Source organism: Mobiluncus mulieris, assembly GCF_014204735.1.
Lineage (GTDB): Bacteria > Actinomycetota > Actinomycetes > Actinomycetales > Actinomycetaceae > Mobiluncus > Mobiluncus mulieris.
The window spans coordinates 448,757-463,678 of the sequence record NZ_JACHMA010000001.1 but is presented as its reverse complement, the minus strand read 5'-3'; the positions used below and the strand labels follow the sequence as shown (position 1 = coordinate 463,678).

The 14,922-nt window shown below is 47.4% G+C and carries 13 protein-coding genes; 4 read left to right on the top strand and 9 right to left on the bottom strand.

Going from position 1 to position 14,922, the window contains the following annotated elements; translation table 11 throughout:
• Window positions 1–19 precede the first annotated feature (19 nt).
• The 3 genes from F4555_RS02095 to F4555_RS02085 all read left to right on the top strand — a co-directional run bounded on the left by F4555_RS02095 (window position 20) and on the right by F4555_RS02085 (window position 1,488).
• Window positions 20–349 carry a hypothetical protein gene (locus F4555_RS02095; RefSeq protein WP_147286462.1) on the top strand — a complete coding sequence of 110 codons (330 nt, stop codon included), beginning with the start codon at window positions 20–22 and terminating at the stop codon, window positions 347–349.
• A 35-nt stretch (window positions 350–384) separates the two neighbouring features.
• Window positions 385–837, top strand: coding sequence for an alpha-amylase family glycosyl hydrolase (locus tag F4555_RS02090; protein ID WP_181816241.1), 453 nt, complete (start codon window positions 385–387; stop codon window positions 835–837).
• Window positions 838–945: 108 nt separating this feature from the next.
• Window positions 946–1,488 (top strand): carbohydrate binding domain-containing protein, encoded by a 543-nt coding sequence (locus F4555_RS02085; RefSeq protein WP_004012853.1) that lies wholly within the window; start codon window positions 946–948, stop codon window positions 1,486–1,488.
• A 35-nt stretch (window positions 1,489–1,523) separates the two neighbouring features.
• Here the strand turns inward: F4555_RS02085 and argF are convergent, their stop codons facing one another.
• Together argF and F4555_RS02075 are read right to left on the bottom strand one after the other, a co-directional pair.
• A complete protein-coding gene (gene argF / locus F4555_RS02080) occupies window positions 1,524–2,546 on the bottom strand; it encodes an ornithine carbamoyltransferase (protein ID WP_115325502.1) in 1,023 nt (340 codons plus the stop codon).
• 454 nt (window positions 2,547–3,000) lie between these two features.
• The gene (locus F4555_RS02075) at window positions 3,001–4,830 is read right to left on the bottom strand and encodes a glycoside hydrolase family 13 protein (RefSeq protein WP_115325503.1); all 1,830 of its coding nucleotides are present in this window, start codon (window positions 4,828–4,830) and stop codon (window positions 3,001–3,003) included.
• Window positions 4,831–5,201: 371 nt separating this feature from the next.
• Here F4555_RS02075 and F4555_RS02070 point away from each other — a divergent pair, with 371 nt between their 5' ends.
• The gene (locus F4555_RS02070) at window positions 5,202–6,557 is read left to right on the top strand and encodes an ATP-binding protein (RefSeq protein ID WP_004017568.1); all 1,356 of its coding nucleotides are present in this window, start codon (window positions 5,202–5,204) and stop codon (window positions 6,555–6,557) included.
• Window positions 6,558–6,702: 145 nt separating this feature from the next.
• Here the strand turns inward: F4555_RS02070 and F4555_RS02065 are convergent, their stop codons facing one another.
• The 7 genes from F4555_RS02065 to F4555_RS02035 form a co-directional block, all read right to left on the bottom strand.
• Entirely contained in the window at window positions 6,703–6,831 is a 129-nt protein-coding gene (locus tag F4555_RS02065; protein ID WP_004017544.1) for a zeta toxin family protein, read from the bottom strand.
• A 142-nt stretch (window positions 6,832–6,973) separates the two neighbouring features.
• Window positions 6,974–7,255 carry a hypothetical protein gene (locus F4555_RS02060; RefSeq protein WP_004012860.1) on the bottom strand — a complete coding sequence of 94 codons (282 nt, stop codon included), beginning with the start codon at window positions 7,253–7,255 and terminating at the stop codon, window positions 6,974–6,976.
• A gap of 239 nt (window positions 7,256–7,494) precedes the next feature.
• The gene (locus F4555_RS02055; protein WP_260399981.1) at window positions 7,495–9,393 is read right to left on the bottom strand and encodes a glycoside hydrolase family 13 protein; all 1,899 of its coding nucleotides are present in this window, start codon (window positions 9,391–9,393) and stop codon (window positions 7,495–7,497) included.
• 76 nt (window positions 9,394–9,469) lie between these two features.
• The gene (locus tag F4555_RS02050) at window positions 9,470–11,719 is read right to left on the bottom strand and encodes a glycoside hydrolase family 31 protein (RefSeq protein WP_103758910.1); all 2,250 of its coding nucleotides are present in this window, start codon (window positions 11,717–11,719) and stop codon (window positions 9,470–9,472) included.
• 131 nt (window positions 11,720–11,850) lie between these two features.
• Window positions 11,851–13,089, bottom strand: a complete 1,239-nt coding sequence (locus tag F4555_RS02045) for an ABC transporter substrate-binding protein (RefSeq protein WP_103758909.1) — start codon at window positions 13,087–13,089, stop codon at window positions 11,851–11,853.
• Window positions 13,090–13,158: 69 nt separating this feature from the next.
• Entirely contained in the window at window positions 13,159–13,842 is a 684-nt protein-coding gene (locus F4555_RS02040; protein ID WP_244854402.1) for a carbohydrate ABC transporter permease, read from the bottom strand.
• 127 nt (window positions 13,843–13,969) lie between these two features.
• The gene (locus F4555_RS02035) at window positions 13,970–14,920 is read right to left on the bottom strand and encodes a carbohydrate ABC transporter permease (RefSeq protein WP_004012865.1); all 951 of its coding nucleotides are present in this window, start codon (window positions 14,918–14,920) and stop codon (window positions 13,970–13,972) included.
• Window positions 14,921–14,922 lie beyond the last annotated feature (2 nt).

The following is a 14,922-nucleotide window of genomic DNA, read 5'->3' as shown; positions in this document are numbered from 1 at the left end:
ATTATTAAAGGAGATAGCTATGTCCTATACGCGACAGCGTTTGGCGAAACTGGTGGCTTCATGTGCCACCGCTTCCCTGGTCTTTACCGGACTGGTAGGGAGCGCATATGCCGGCGAATCCGCAAATGACACCGAATTTAAGGAATCCCCGGTTTTGGCAAAAAACCTCTCGAAAACCCCGGATAGAGGCGTAATCGTCACTGCCCTTCAACAAAACTGGAACAGTATCGCTAAGGAATGCGCTGCTACTTATGTCCCCGAAGGTGTCAAATATGTGCAAGTCTCCCTCAAGACCACATCAGGGGTAAAGAATGGTGGACCAGCTACCAGCCCACTAGCTATAAGCTGAACTCTAAACTGGGAACCGAAGCCGAATTCAAGAGTATGGTTGCCGCCTGCCAGGCGCAGGGCGTGGGTATCACTGTCGATACAGTAATCAACCACACAGTGAATGCCAACGGCATCGGAAGCCTCAGCGTGGGTGGTACCAAATATGACATCAAAAACCTGTCTTTCCCAGATGCCGGATACACTAAAGAAGATTTCCACTCCGAAGAAAAGAACATTGAAGATTACAAGGATCCCAAACAGGTTTGGAACTATCGCCTAGGTGGTCTGCTCGACCTGGATACCTCTAAACCCCATGTGCGACAGACAATCGGCAAGTTTTATGCCGACCTCCTGGCTATTGGCGTGGCCGGGTTCCGTATCGACGCGGTGCAACACATGTCACCCGAGGATTTGCTGGCGATTAAACAGGAGGCCGCTAAACAATCCGGGCGAAATTGCCTTCCACAATGCGGTACAGGGCGAACCCGTCACCAAATGGCAAGATGATGGCGACAACAACATTGCGTTCAGCCGCAGCGCTAAAGGATTTTTGGCGATTAATAACGAAATTAGGTTACCTATAAAACCGACCTGCCGGACGGTGAATATTGCAACGTGTATGCGGCTGGCGACTGCTCCCAGATCGTGAAAGTCGAGGGTGGCCAGGTCAAGACCACGATTCCGCTACGGGAGGCCGTGGCGCTGTATGTGGGGGCAACCCCGGCCAGTCATCCGAACGGTGCTGCCACCGATCCCAGTGATCCCATTTACGGCGAGGAGAAGGCAGAGGATACACTCCCTCCTGACCCGCAGGTCACCGTGTATTTCAAGCCGAATAAGGGCTACGGCAAGGGACGCTACAAGCTGCACTATCAGAAGCCGGACGGCGCCTGGACCGATAATTTTGGCGAAAAGATGGATAAGGCCTGTAAAGGCTGGTGGAAACGAACCATTACCTCCGAGGGGCTCGAATTCCCCATGGTGATTAACGACGGGAATAACCACTGGTACAACAAGGACAATGAGGGCGGCGCCAACTATGACATCCCCCCACGGACAGACACCTATATTACTCAAAACTATCAGGGGCATCCCGGAGTAAATCCCTGCCCGATAAAGTCACGAACCGCCAAAGTCAGTCACGCCGCCACCACTTGAAAGTAGTTGGCTGAGACTATTCGGTTGTGGCGTGGCTAGCAGCTGGTCGCTACCTTGGCGGCATCCCCCAGGGTGGCGACCAGGACTGCTTTAATGGTGTGCATCCGGTTTTCGGCTTGGTCAAACACAATTGAGGCCGCAGAGTTGAACACTTCATCGCTGACTTCCACGCCGTCCAAGCCGTATTCTTGGTAAATCCGTTCTCCCACCGTGGTATGGCGGTCGTGGAAGGCCGGCAGACAATGCATGAACTTCACGTCCGGATTGCCGGTCAGTTCCAGCATCGCGGTGTTTACCTGGTAGGGACGCAGCAAGCCAATCCGCTTGCCCCAGGCCGAGGCCGGCTCCCCCATGGACACCCAAATATCGGTGTACACAAAATCCACCCCGCGCACTCCCGCAGCCACATCGGCGGTGTGGGCAAGTTTCGCCCCGGTGTCGGCGGCAATCCCCCGCGCGGTGGCGACAATTTCCGGGTCATTCCACAGCGCTTCGGGTGCGACTATCCGCACATCCATCCCCAGCATCGCCCCCGTAACCAGCAACGAATTCGCCATATTGAACCGGGCGTCCCCCACATAGGCAAAAGACACCTGATGCAAAGGTTTACTGGAGTGCTCGCGCATGGTCAGCATGTCGGCGAGCATTTGGGTGGGATGCCACTGGTCGGTCAGCCCGTTGAACACCGGCACGCCCGCAAGCCGTGCCAGGGTTTCGACTTTTTCCTGGGAATCCCCGCGATATTCGATACCGTCAAAAAACCGTCCCAACACCCGGGCGGTGTCCGCGATAGATTCTTTGTGGCCAATCTGGGAGCCGCTAGGGTCAAGGTAGGTCACGTGGGCGCCCTGGTCATGAGCCGCCACCTCAAAAGCACAGCGGGTTCGGGTGGAAGTCTTTTCAAAAATCAGGGCGATATTCTTACCTTCCAGGTGTTTCGTTTCGTGGCGAGCTGTTTTAGCGGCCTTGAGTTCGGCCGCCAAGTCAAGCAGTTCCAGCCATTCCCCCGCAGTGAAGTCCAGTTCTTTCAAAAAATGGCGGCCGCGAAAGTCGGTCATTGGGGTTCCTTTCCGTTGTGGCTGTTGGGGTTTCTGTACTGGGATCAAGTTTACCCGCTGGGAACGGTTTTCCCTGGGTTACCCTGCGGTTCATGAGGTGCTGGTCGTAACCGGTGCGATTTGGGTCGCATCGTCGGATATAAAACGATGTTGCTAAAATCGCACCACTTGTGACACAACCATCGAGTACAGGCTGAACCTCAGGCTCCCTGCAGTATCTCACGAACCCGCACCTTACTTCGCCAATCTCCCCACCACAACAAGCTAAAGTCACAGGTCACAGGCTCTATTCCGGAAAAGTGTGGCCAGCCATGTTTTTCCGGAGTGCGGGTTGTAATTCTAGTTGGCACCTCATGAAAACGAATCCCTCGTACCACCAGCCAAAATCGCAGCCAGGGCTTGAAAGTTTTGTAAACTTTCACATACAAGGAGCCGGCAAAAACTTGTCTAGTTCTTACTGGACTCCGTTCCACACGGCTACGGCTATGCCTTGATCCAGGCTCGCCACCGGTTTGCCATTGTCCAGTGATAGTGCCCCCAGGGGTACTGTGTCGGGTGCACGTCCGGGGAAGAATTCATCGTCAATTGCTACGGGGTTGTCCCCGCAGCGGCTCAGACACACCAGAATAGTCTGTTCTTGGTGTTCGCGCATAAACACGACCACGTCCTCGGAAACCTGCACCCAGCGCAGCGAACCGGAGGGCAAGGCCGAACCGCCTTTACGCAAGCCACCCAGCACCCGCAGCAGCTCCCGGTTGTCTATCGCTTGATTTTCCACATCCTCCCACGGAATCGGAACCCGACAGTTGAAATCGCCCGTGCTGGCCAGGCCGTATTCCTCGCCGTACAAAATCATGGGTACTCCCGGCAGGGTATAGCACAAAGCCAATGCCACCCGAGCCCGCTGCGAATCCCCGGCGATATCCATCAGCCGGGCAGTATCATGCGAAGTCACCAAGTTGAAAGAAGCCGCACGTACATTCCACGCCATTTGCGCCGAAAAATCCTCGGTGGTATCCACGAAGTTTTCTCCCGTCTGGGGTCTGACCGGAACTGGGGATCCCATGAAAATCGGGGTTCGTTCGTCCATCGCGGTCACCCATTCCCACACGGGACGGGTGAAACCAGAATAATTCATGGCTCCATGGAAGGTCTCGCCCCGAATATCCAGCGTGAAATCATGAGCATGCTCCGCCACCAAGACTTTATCTTCCCCAGCAGCGTCAACCGCCGCACGTAGCTCGCTGGCCACCGACTCGTACAAGTCACTTTGGCCAAAGCGCCCGGTCATGTTGGCCACATCAATGCGCCAACCATCCATGTTGAAGGGTGGCTTCAAGTATTTCTGTACCACGCCACTGGATCCAAACATACGATGCCGCAGCTCCGCCGAGTTATAGTTCAACTTGGGCAGGGTTTCCACTCCCAGCCATTTCGCGTAATCCCCAGTTTCATCGAAGAAATAAAACCCGCGTTCTGCGGAATCCGGATCCGCCATGGCCTTCCTAAACCACTCATGGGTAACCCCGGTGTGGTTGGTCGTCAAATCTCCCAAGAATCGCATTCCCCGCTGGTGGCAAGCATCTACCAGAGCAATCAGCGCCTCGTCCCCGCCTAAATCGGCATCCACATGTTCAAAAGAATGCGCATCGTAGCGATGTGAGGAACGTGCCTCGAAGAACGGTGTGGTATAAACCGTGTCGAACCCTAAGTCTTGAATATAGTCAAGGTGGTCGATAATCCCCCACAAGTCCCCGCCAAACAGTTTGGTTTGCGCCGCGTCATCGTTCCACTGTGCGGGGTCGGGGTTTAGCCATCCGGTTGACCATTCCGGCAGTCCGCGCACTTCCGTCTGCGCTGAACGCGCAAAACGGTCGGGGAAAATCTGGTACACCGATGAACACAAGTGTTCATGAGGAGCCAAACCATCCAACTGCACCCGGAAATCCGCATGATCCGGAACCGTATGTTCCCACACGCCCTCGCCGTTCAACCACAGCCACTCATCACCTCTGAGGCCAACCAGCCAGCGGTAGGCAAATGTTTTTACCTGGGTAGAAACCAATACTTCCCACCACTGGCCACTCGGCCCGACCGTTTGCGCGTCCAGACGCTCGCCCCACGCAAAGGAAGGTTCCCCGTCCACCAGGGTGCGAATTGCCGCTCTTTCTATCGGCGCCTCCGGGGAACACCGCAGCCGAATTTTCAAATCCCACCCCTGCGCAGTGGGGGTTTTGTGGACATAAAAAACCGAGGCGTCATGATGAAAAATCTGGTGTCGCATTACTTTACACTCCCTTGGGTAAGTCCACCGGTCAATTCATTTTGGAACATGAAATAGATTACTACAACCGGAATTGACGCCAACGCTACGATTTTCTGCGGATTCATTAGGTGCCGCCCCGCGTTTATGCCCCACAACAACCAGCACCAGTAGAATCTCGCAGTTTTGGGCACCGTAAAATCCAATCACACACACGGTATCGTCATTACCCGCTGCTGTTAGCGCTCCGCTACGCTTGACTTGAGCTGACGTTAACCGTCATTTCGTGCAGATTACCACCGCAGCTAACCGTCATTTCGTGTATATTTGAGCTAAATCTAAGTGTCATTTCGTGTTCATACCGGATTATCTCAGGAAACGAGGCGCAGAAAATGGCGACGCAACTACGGCGAAAAATTTATGCTGACCTGCTGGAATGGAAGCGGCGCGACCGGGGCACCTCCGCAGCGTTCATTGACGGCGCCCGCCGGGTTGGGAAAAGCACCATCTGTAAGCACTTCGCGCAGCGAGAATACCGCTCGTATCTGCTGGTAGACTTCGGGCACCTGCCCAGCGGAGTGCAAGAAATTTTCGAACACGATTCGAGCAATCTCGAAGTATTCTTTTTGAAACTCGCAGCTGTCTACCACACCACCTTGTACCGGCGCGAATCCGTGATAATTTTCGACGAAGTCCAGCTCTATCCCCCGGCACGTCAACTCATCAAGTACCTGGTGGCAGACGGCAGGTATGACTACATCGAGACCGGTTCCCTGACCACTTTAAAGAAACACGCTGGCGACGGTGAAATCCTCATCCCTTCGGAGGAAGAGCATCTCCAGATGTTTCCCCTCGACTTCGAGGAATACTTGTGGGCTAAGGGTGATGAAAACACGATTCCGATGCTGCACGAATTTTTCGAGCGACGGATGCCACTGGGGCAGGCTTTACACCGACGGGTGATGAATGATTTTCGCGCCTATATGCTGGTGGGAGGCATGCCCCAAGCGGTTTGCGAGTTCACGGAAAACGCTAATCTAGAGCAAGTCGACCGGATTAAACGCCGGATTATCAACCTATACCGCGAGGATGTCTCTAAGTTCGCGAAAGGGCACGAGGCACGGGTTTACGCGATTTTTAATCAAATCCCCTCGCAGCTCTCCAAGCGGGAAAAGAAATTCAGGCTGGCTGACCTCGAAAAATCCGCGCGTTTCCGCACCTACGAAGAAGCTTTCGTGTGGCTCGATGAGGCGATGGTGGTCAGCACCTGTTTCAATGCCACCGACCCCATCGGGGTGCTGGCTATGAGCGCCGACCACTCGACCCTGAAATGCTACCTGGGGGACACGGGTTTGTTGACTACCCTGGCGTTTTGGGATCAGTCCTATCGCGACAATGATTTGTACCAGGCGATACTGCTGGACAAGATGAATGTAAACGAAGGAATGCTGGCGGAAAACGTGGTGGCGCAAATGCTACGCGCGGCGGGTCACCAGTTGTTTTTCTATTCCCGCACGGATTCCCAAAACCGTGCCAACACGATGGAGATTGACTTCCTAGTACCCCACGGCCGCCAAATCTGCCCCATTGAGGTCAAGTCCGGGCGCTATCAACGCCATGCTTCTCTTGACAAATTCCGAGCCAAGTTCGGCACAAACCTCGGGCAAAGCTACATCCTCTACGGCAAAGACCTGCTGGAAAAGGACGGTATCCTCCATCTTCCCCTCTACATGGCAATGTTCCTATAGCTCCGGAGGCGCTCTATCACCGCTGTGGCCGAACCAACCTCGGCAGTGAAACGCTGATGTCCCGGCTCGGCGATTGCCAGTGTTTCCCGCACTGTGTCGAGCTCAGCCGGGGTAAGTGTCCGCTCGAAATTCCGGCGAAAAACCTCTACCGCGTCGCGGTCGCGTCCGGCATTTTCAACGGGTCGGTAGTCAATAACCGTTTATATTCCGGGTGATAGTGTCGAAAATCGTCACCGATAATCTCTGCTACAGCGCCCTTTTCGTACTGAGACAAAGCAAAATTCTTTCCCCGTGTCTTACCCGCGCCAGGTTGACCACCCTGAAAATTGTCACCGGCTGGGTTGCCGCCCCAGACCTACGGAAAACTTTGTCCCGGATTTCATCCCGCCAAATCTCTATGGCCTGAAGTTCACCCATCAGCTTGCTACCAAGACCTTTTGAGCATCGAGTTCAGCGCAGCGGACATGCCACTGTTCAATCTTGGCTATCTGAGCGACTCTATCGAAAGCACCGACATCATCACGCTCGTCAAGCATAGCTATATGCTCGGCCTCATATTCGGCCGCCGCCGCTATGTTCCCCCGAGCCAGCGCCTCTCGTTTAGCGGCCACCAGCCACCCGCCGAGCATCGTTCCGGCCTCATAGAACACGTCATACAGCACAGTGTCGAAATAGTCCTCGTATTCGTTACTGACCATTTCTTCACCTCCCGTTTTAATAGCATTTTACCGGTTTCGGCGGGCAAATCTGCGCCTCCCGGATTCAAGTTTGCAGTGTGACAGTGGGTGCACGTTTCTGTTTTCATCGGGTTCATGAGGTGCTAGCCGGATTCCCGGGCAATCTTCCCAGACTCTAGGTCAATCTTGTCACGTTCCCACTGGTGCCTCACGAACCGAAAATATAGCCCCAGCCTACAACACCCCGTAATTTATTTAAATTAAAGCATAATCGCTATTCCTTCCCAAGGTGAAAGACATTCCCGAACAAGGGAATGCACAGCGTGACTTTTATTATATGTAGATATTAATATTTTACTTGAAAGCAACGGCATAGAATTAGCCATATCTAAACAATCAAGATTGGAGCAGGTAGATTTTTTAGAAAGCCATGCGTTTCGCAGTAACGTTATGGTTTCTTTAGGAACCAATGAAGTTTCTTTGGACAAGTTTACTATTACTAATAGTTTTTCATTATTCAAAGAACGGGTAAATGAATATACATTCAAATCACTAGCATCAAGAAGATTCCAGTCACCTGTCGCAACAATAGGTTGCGCATGCCGCAAATGAATAAGACGCCTGTAGAAGTTATAAACAGAATCGTCATCATTAATCTGGCTACTAGCATTAATTTCTAAATAGTTAGAATTAACAGAAATCCACGGTTCGGTTGCACCCCGCCATGTGAATCCTGCATATGGAGAAGCGTCCCACTGCATAGGGGTCCGAGAGTTGTCGCGCGCTCTTCGGCCAAGGGCTTCAAGCATTGATTGCGGAGACTGAATACCAGCCTGTTCAACACGCTGATGGTACATATTTAATGCTTCCAAATCACGATACTGAGAAAGCGAATTAAAATGAGCATTGGTCATACCAAGCTCCTCTCCCTGAAATATGTATGGTGTCCCACGGTGCATGTGTAGCAACAGAGCCAACGCTTTTGCACTCTTTGCCACGGAATCTACTGATTTATCATCACCCCAACGAGACACTATTCTCGGTTGATCGTGATTGTTAAAATATAAGCTTGTCCATCCTCTACAAGATACTGCTTCCTGCTGCTTTGTCATACACTTTTTCAAGTCAGGTAGATATAAAGGTTTAGGATTCCATTTAGTTCCATTGCTACAATCAACTTCGACATGATCAAATAAAAACAGCATATCTAACTCATTATGCTTTGGATCTGTAATAAATTGATTCCGGCTAGCAGATATTCCGGGAGCCTCGCCCACTACAAGATAGCCATCTCGATTTGCAAATACTTCACAACGCATCTCATGTAAGAATTCGTCGAGACGGGGGCCATCGGAACAGAACGGGAACGGCGAGGAATACCCATCATCGCCAGCTGGCAAATCTGGAATAGCACTGCCTTCTTCTCCAGGAAGATGCCCGGATTCATCTGTAATTTTTGAAATTTGCGTTATCACATCCATACGAAATCCATTAATTCCACGATCCATCCACCAATTCATCATGCTATAAATTGCACGCCGTACTTCTGGATTATTCCAATTAAGGTCAGGCTGTTTCGCAGAATATTGATGTAAGAAATACTCTTTACGCAGAGTATCGTAAGTCCAGGCCGATCCTCCAAAATACGAGCCCCATTTATTAGGTTCAGCCCCAGGCTCTCCTGGTACATATCCTGAACGTGCAGGTCTCCACCAATACCAGTCCGCTCTCGGATCCTGCGGGTTGCGCGAGGCCTGAAACCAGGAGTGTTCGTCAGAAGTATGATTAACAACCAAATCCATGATTATTCTTATTCCACGACGATGCGACTGATATATAAGCTCATCTAAATCATCTAAAGTACCAAACAAGGGATCAATGTCTTGATAGTCAGAAATATCGTATCCATTATCATCTTGGGGTGATTTATAAACTGGATTTAACCATATTACGTCAGCGCCAAGATTTGCAATATAATCCAGCTTTGAAATTATTCCCTTTATGTCCCCAACACCATCTCCATTTGAATCTTGAAAACTTCGAGGGTATATTTGATACACTACAGCATTTATCCACCAGGGGTTATCAGAAATTCCATTCGCCTGAAGCCCATTAGCTAGATAATTGCGATGCGAATCTGTCATAGTAAAACCTTTCATAAAACAAATATCGTATACGTTAAAGTTCATTCAATTAATACTCGGCGATACAAAATTAGATTATTTAAATAGAACACTAGGAACGTACTTTCAAAATGAATTTCTGCAAAGTTTTAGACACATAACCACTTTTTACGAAGGCTGGAATTATATCTATGGGTGTTGAAACTGTGACGGTTTGGTTACCTACATAGGATATGCCATCCCACAGACTTGTCCATTCTCCCTCCGGTAGATATACCTTCCATAATTTCGCATCAGGTTCCGTCACTGGGCAAATCAACAAATCTTTTCCCAACATCCACTCTTGATGTTCGCCCCAGATTCTCTCATCGTGTGGGTAATCAAAGTACAAGGGGCACATCAAAGGTCTACCAGTTTCTATACTCGTATTTGTCTGCTCAATCAGATAGGGAATGAGCGCTTCTCTCATATGGGCAAATTTGCGGAATATTGGTATAACAGTGTCATCCTTACAGCGCTCTGCAATATTCCACGGTGTTCTATCTCGACAAGGCTTTCGGTGACAGTTGTATTCCGAGTGGTACTGCATAATAGGGAGAAAAAGTGAGGCTGCTGCTGCGCGTAGATACAACTCAGCAGAGGGTACTTCACCGGAAAATCCAGCCATATCCCATCCCCAATACAAAATGCCAGACGCTGCGGCATTCAATCCAGCATTAATCGACCAACGAAATGCCTCCCAAGTGGAATTTTCATCTCCTGCCCAATAAGCACCTCTAGATTGTGATCCAACGTACCCTGCTCGAGAAAATGTAACCGGAGATTTACCACATTCTGTTAGGAGATTGTCATAAGCTGTAACATAATCGACGGGGAACGTATTGGTATACACAGGAGTGGTGGTATCACTAGAGAATAAGTCTGTTCCCCAGGCATGCTCGCCACCATCGGTTTTAAAACCGTCAATCCCCAATTCTTCAACCAGATACCGACGCTTATCTAGCCACCACTTGGCAGCTCTATCATTCCCCAAGTCTGGCATTAATGCTAGCGGAAACCACCAGCCGCGATTCCTGTAGGGACGTAATTTTCCATCAAATGTGCGCTCTTGAACAACATAACCGAATTTTTTCGCAGTCTCAGCGTCGATTTTTGCTTGGTTCTGAGGGTGTGGACGCATCTTTATTAATGGAATCTGCCAAAGAACCAGCTTAATGTTATGAGCATGAAGGTCATCAGTCATTTGTTTAGGGTTTGGCCAAGCACCATCTTTGGGAAATTTAAAATCAGATAGCACAAAAGGGGATGAATCTTTGCGAATTTGGTATTGCGCATCACGAAAAATATAAAATGTTTGTTCATCACTCCAGGCCTCAAGAACAAGAACACCGAAAGGAATGTCATACTTCTGGTGTAACTGCACTTGCCGCATAACTTCCTTTTGAGAATTCCACTCATTGCCGGATGCCCAAAGCTTAAAGACCCAGTCCGGTAGCGCATGAGGTTTACCTACATAATGCAAAAAATTACTCAAAACCTGGGTCGGGCTACCATCATAAAAAAAGATTTCAGGAATATCGCTTGTATTGCCATCAATAAACATATCAACAATACAAGTGGAGGAAGACTCGCGATTAGTAAAATCAAAATAAACCGAACAATTTGTCTTAATATAGAAACCCCAACCTTCCCCGCCAACAACATGGCCAAATGGCATAGGCATATATGTACGACCATACAACCCCTGGCTCTTATATTGCTCAAAAACTACGGATTCAAACGAATTTCCGAGTTGATCAATTTTGTCATATCTTTCACCAAAACCCGTCAAGTGCTCATAAGCCGCAATATCCAATTCAAATGATACACGTAAGGTACGTTTTCCATCGTGAAAACGTTTAACTGAATGTGGACGTATGTGAGAGTTTCCATGAACTTTAATAAGGGTATCGTCAGCAGCTTCCCAAATAGCGGGGTAAATTGAAAACCATCTTGTATGTTCAATACACCCTTTGTCTGATTTACCTACAAATCTATATGAATATACGTGTCCGGATTCTAGTAGGGGCGTATTTACGCGCCAGCGCTTGCCTTCGCTTCTATTCCTTAGCTGAGCAAGTTCTAGGTGACCTTCACCAGTAGATAAGGTTTGTTTTTCCTGATAATGAGACATGGTAAGAAATGATTGTTGTATATCTGTTTCATTTACTTTATCGATAAATTCACATTCAACATGAATAATATCTTTACTACTAACTACTCCCAAGAACGCAAAAGAATCAGTTTTTGGCGATACCGGCATTCTCTGAAAAGGCTCACAAGAATATGGATTGCCCGATCCACTAGGCTGGTGTTTTAGCATGGTTCATTCCTTAAACTTTACAATATAAACGAATTACGGATGTTAGAGAAAATAAATTTAAACAGCATCTGAAATATAGCTCGGGACGAGCAACTAAAATCAATGGTTAACTACTCGTCCCAAATTAGCTATCACTTAAGCAAATCTCCAACGATTTTCTCTAATTCTCCAAGATCATCAACCGTCTTTCTTCCAGAAGCAACTTCTTCAAGATAATTCTTGAACTCGTCATTAATTTCTTCTCCTTTTTCTCCTAAGTTAGGAGCAGGAGTGGAATTATCGATTGATTTAAGTACAGCCTCCCTGTTTGCAGGATGATCTTGTTCGAGATAAGGTTTATACATATCTGCATTACTAAGAGCAGGAAGCTCCCAGCCTGAATTCAGACGAGTATCCACCATAACTTTTGCTGAGGATAGGTATTCAGCAAATTTAGTTGCCGCCTTAATATGCTTTGATGACTTCGAAACTGCGATTGCATTGGAGAATGCTGCCGATTTTTGTTCTTTAGAGCCTGGTTCAACCACCACATCCCAATCAAAGTCAACGTCTTTTAGTGCGGAAAACATCCATATTCCAGTATGCCACATGCCAAGCTTTCCAGATTTAAACAAATTAGTATCGAAATCTGGCTTGTTACTTTCTTCCACAGGTGGCATCACCTTGCCCGGCTTATCTGTCAGATACTTCACAGCATTAACACCAGCATCGGAATTAAACGCAGGCTTACCAGCTTCATCTAAGAATGATCCTCCAGCTTGCTCAATCACCTTATAGAATTCGTTATAAGTGCAAGGCTGCATATCTCCCCAAACACCTTCATCTTTATTAGTAATTTTTGATGCTGCATCTAATTCCTGGTCCCATTTCCAATTATCCGTAGGGTATTCAATACCAGCTTTATCAAATAAACTCTTGTTGTAGAAAAGAACCACGGTCGAAAACGAAGTAGGTACTGCTAATTGCTTTCCATCTGCAGAATACGAATTTAGTATAGATTGCCTATATTTGGAAAGATTATTTATTTTCAAATCAGCAAATACGTCATTCTTTTCTAATTTCTGGAACATTCCCATATCAACGTCGAAAACATCTGCAGCTGTGCCTGCTGATAAATCGGTTTGCAACTGGGTAAAATAGTTAGCATAATCAGTAGTCTTTACACTAACTTCAATATCCGGATTCTCTTTTTCAAAGGAGTCAACAATTTTCTTCAAATTGTCTTCATTTCCACCATTAGAAATAAAATTTTGGTAAACAATTGTCTCTTTGCCAATCCCGGCTTTTTCATTCGCGCTCCCTGAAGAGCATCCCGTCAAAAACATTACAGATGCCACACAGATAGCTCCAATTTTCATGCTCGTATTCATTTTGCGTTCCTTTCGCTTTGCTTATGCTGATTGTACTTATAACGAATATTAAGAATACTGTCTGACTATTTATTTGATTCCCACCCCCGCAACACCTTGAACAACATATTTCTGCGCAAAAAGATATACCAAAAACATTGGTATTATCGAGATTACTGAACCAGCCATTAGAATATCCCATTGCGTGGTATACTGCCCTTGTAGGGCTGTAAGTGCAACAGGCAAGGTTTGCGATTCTTTGTCCCTTAAGATTATCAGTGGCCATAAGAAAGAATTCCATATACCCAGAAATGCGAATACAGTCTCTGTGACTAATGCAGGCCTTACAAGTGGAAGAATAATTTTAAAGAATATCCTTACGTGCCCTGCACCATCCAAGGTTGCAGCCTCATCAAGCTGGTGTGGTAACGTTATCATTGCCTGTCTAAGCAGAAAAACTCCAAACGCAGATGCAGCCGAGGGCAATATCACACCGAAATAGCTATTTACAAATCCTAGTATCTTCATCTCGACAAACAAAGGTACTAACAATACCTGGAACGGAATCATCATTGTAGTCAAATACAGTATAAATAAGACACTGCGTCCCCTAAATGGCATTCTGGCAAAGACGTATGCCGCCATAGAACTGGTTACGACCTGTAACACCGTTCCAATTACAGCAATAACAATGCTATTGACTATTGCTCTCCCAAAGGGAACCGTGATGAACAGCTTTCGGTACGGTTCTAGGGAAAGATTACTAAGATTCATTTCGGATTGAAACGATAAGCTTGCATTGGGTGTTAATGAAGTAATCACCATCCAGCAGAATGGGCAAATCATTATTACCACACCCACACATACGATAAAATATTTTATTATTGTAATTATTTTATTCCTAAAGATCATAATTAACCCATTTCTTTTGTCCCCAAAGTTGGATAATTGTTATTATCATAATTACAACGAATAGAATCATTGACAAAGCAGAAGCCATACCCGCTTCACCATATCGAAATGTCATATCATATATTTTTAACACAACTACTTCGCTAGCTCTGTTAGGACCACCTTTCGTCATAACATATACTTGGTCAAATACTTGAAACCCATTGATAAAAGATAGCATCATAACAAAAAAAGATGATGGAGAAAGCATGGGTATTGTTATTGAAAATAGTTTTCGCCACCAGCCTGCGCCGTCAAGCGATGCCGCACTGTATAAGTCTGGATTAATGGACTGTAATCCTGCTAATAGTATAATCATTACAAATCCTAAGTCTTTCCATACTGATGCCAATACCACAGATGGAAGCGCCCAGTACGGATCAGCCCACCAGCCAGGACCTGTTATGCCAAAGATAGCAAGCATATTATTTACCAGTCCTGCTCTTGGATTTAAAATCCACTGCCATACCAATGCCACAACCACCCAGCTAGTCACAACGGGTAAGAAGTAAAGACTGCGAAAAAAAGAACGTCCACGTAATCTACTATTCAACAGTATAGCTAGACCCAAGCCACCAACATACACAAGCGGGAAGTACAATATTAAATAGAGTAACGTGTTAATAAATGCTTTCCTGACACTAGGATCCATTAAAGCATTTTGATAATTCTCTAATCCAACCCACCGCATTGGTGCTATTAAATTCCAGCTATGAAAGCTTATCCACACAGCTCCAAGCATCGGTATTATCACAAATAGCAATAGTGGAATGAGCGATGGCAGTAAAAAGCATGCAATAACTACATAATAAGTAATCGGTTTCTTACATTTTTTTCGTTTCTCATCATTCTCCGGATTGTTTTTCATCTCAGCTATAATAGGCATATCAAGTTTATGCATTT

What these genes read in the sequence shown, in the direction of transcription:
- F4555_RS02095 (WP_147286462.1), top strand. Translation starts at nt 20, where the DNA reads ATGTCCTATACGCGACAGCGTTTGGCGAAACTGGTGGCTTCATGTGCC.
- F4555_RS02090 (WP_181816241.1), top strand. Translation starts at nt 385, where the DNA reads ATGGTTGCCGCCTGCCAGGCGCAGGGCGTGGGTATCACTGTCGATACA.
- argF (WP_115325502.1), bottom strand. Translation starts at nt 2,546, where the DNA reads ATGACCGACTTTCGCGGCCGCCATTTTTTGAAAGAACTGGACTTCACT.
- F4555_RS02075 (WP_115325503.1), bottom strand. Translation starts at nt 4,830, where the DNA reads ATGCGACACCAGATTTTTCATCATGACGCCTCGGTTTTTTATGTCCAC.
- F4555_RS02070 (WP_004017568.1), top strand. Translation starts at nt 5,202, where the DNA reads ATGGCGACGCAACTACGGCGAAAAATTTATGCTGACCTGCTGGAATGG.
- F4555_RS02060 (WP_004012860.1), bottom strand. Translation starts at nt 7,255, where the DNA reads ATGGTCAGTAACGAATACGAGGACTATTTCGACACTGTGCTGTATGAC.
- F4555_RS02055 (WP_260399981.1), bottom strand. Translation starts at nt 9,393, where the DNA reads ATGAAAGGTTTTACTATGACAGATTCGCATCGCAATTATCTAGCTAAT.
- F4555_RS02050 (WP_103758910.1), bottom strand. Translation starts at nt 11,719, where the DNA reads ATGCTAAAACACCAGCCTAGTGGATCGGGCAATCCATATTCTTGTGAG.
- F4555_RS02045 (WP_103758909.1), bottom strand. Translation starts at nt 13,089, where the DNA reads ATGAATACGAGCATGAAAATTGGAGCTATCTGTGTGGCATCTGTAATG.
- F4555_RS02040 (WP_244854402.1), bottom strand. Translation starts at nt 13,842, where the DNA reads ATGAATCTTAGTAATCTTTCCCTAGAACCGTACCGAAAGCTGTTCATC.
- F4555_RS02035 (WP_004012865.1), bottom strand. Translation starts at nt 14,920, where the DNA reads ATGCATAAACTTGATATGCCTATTATAGCTGAGATGAAAAACAATCCG.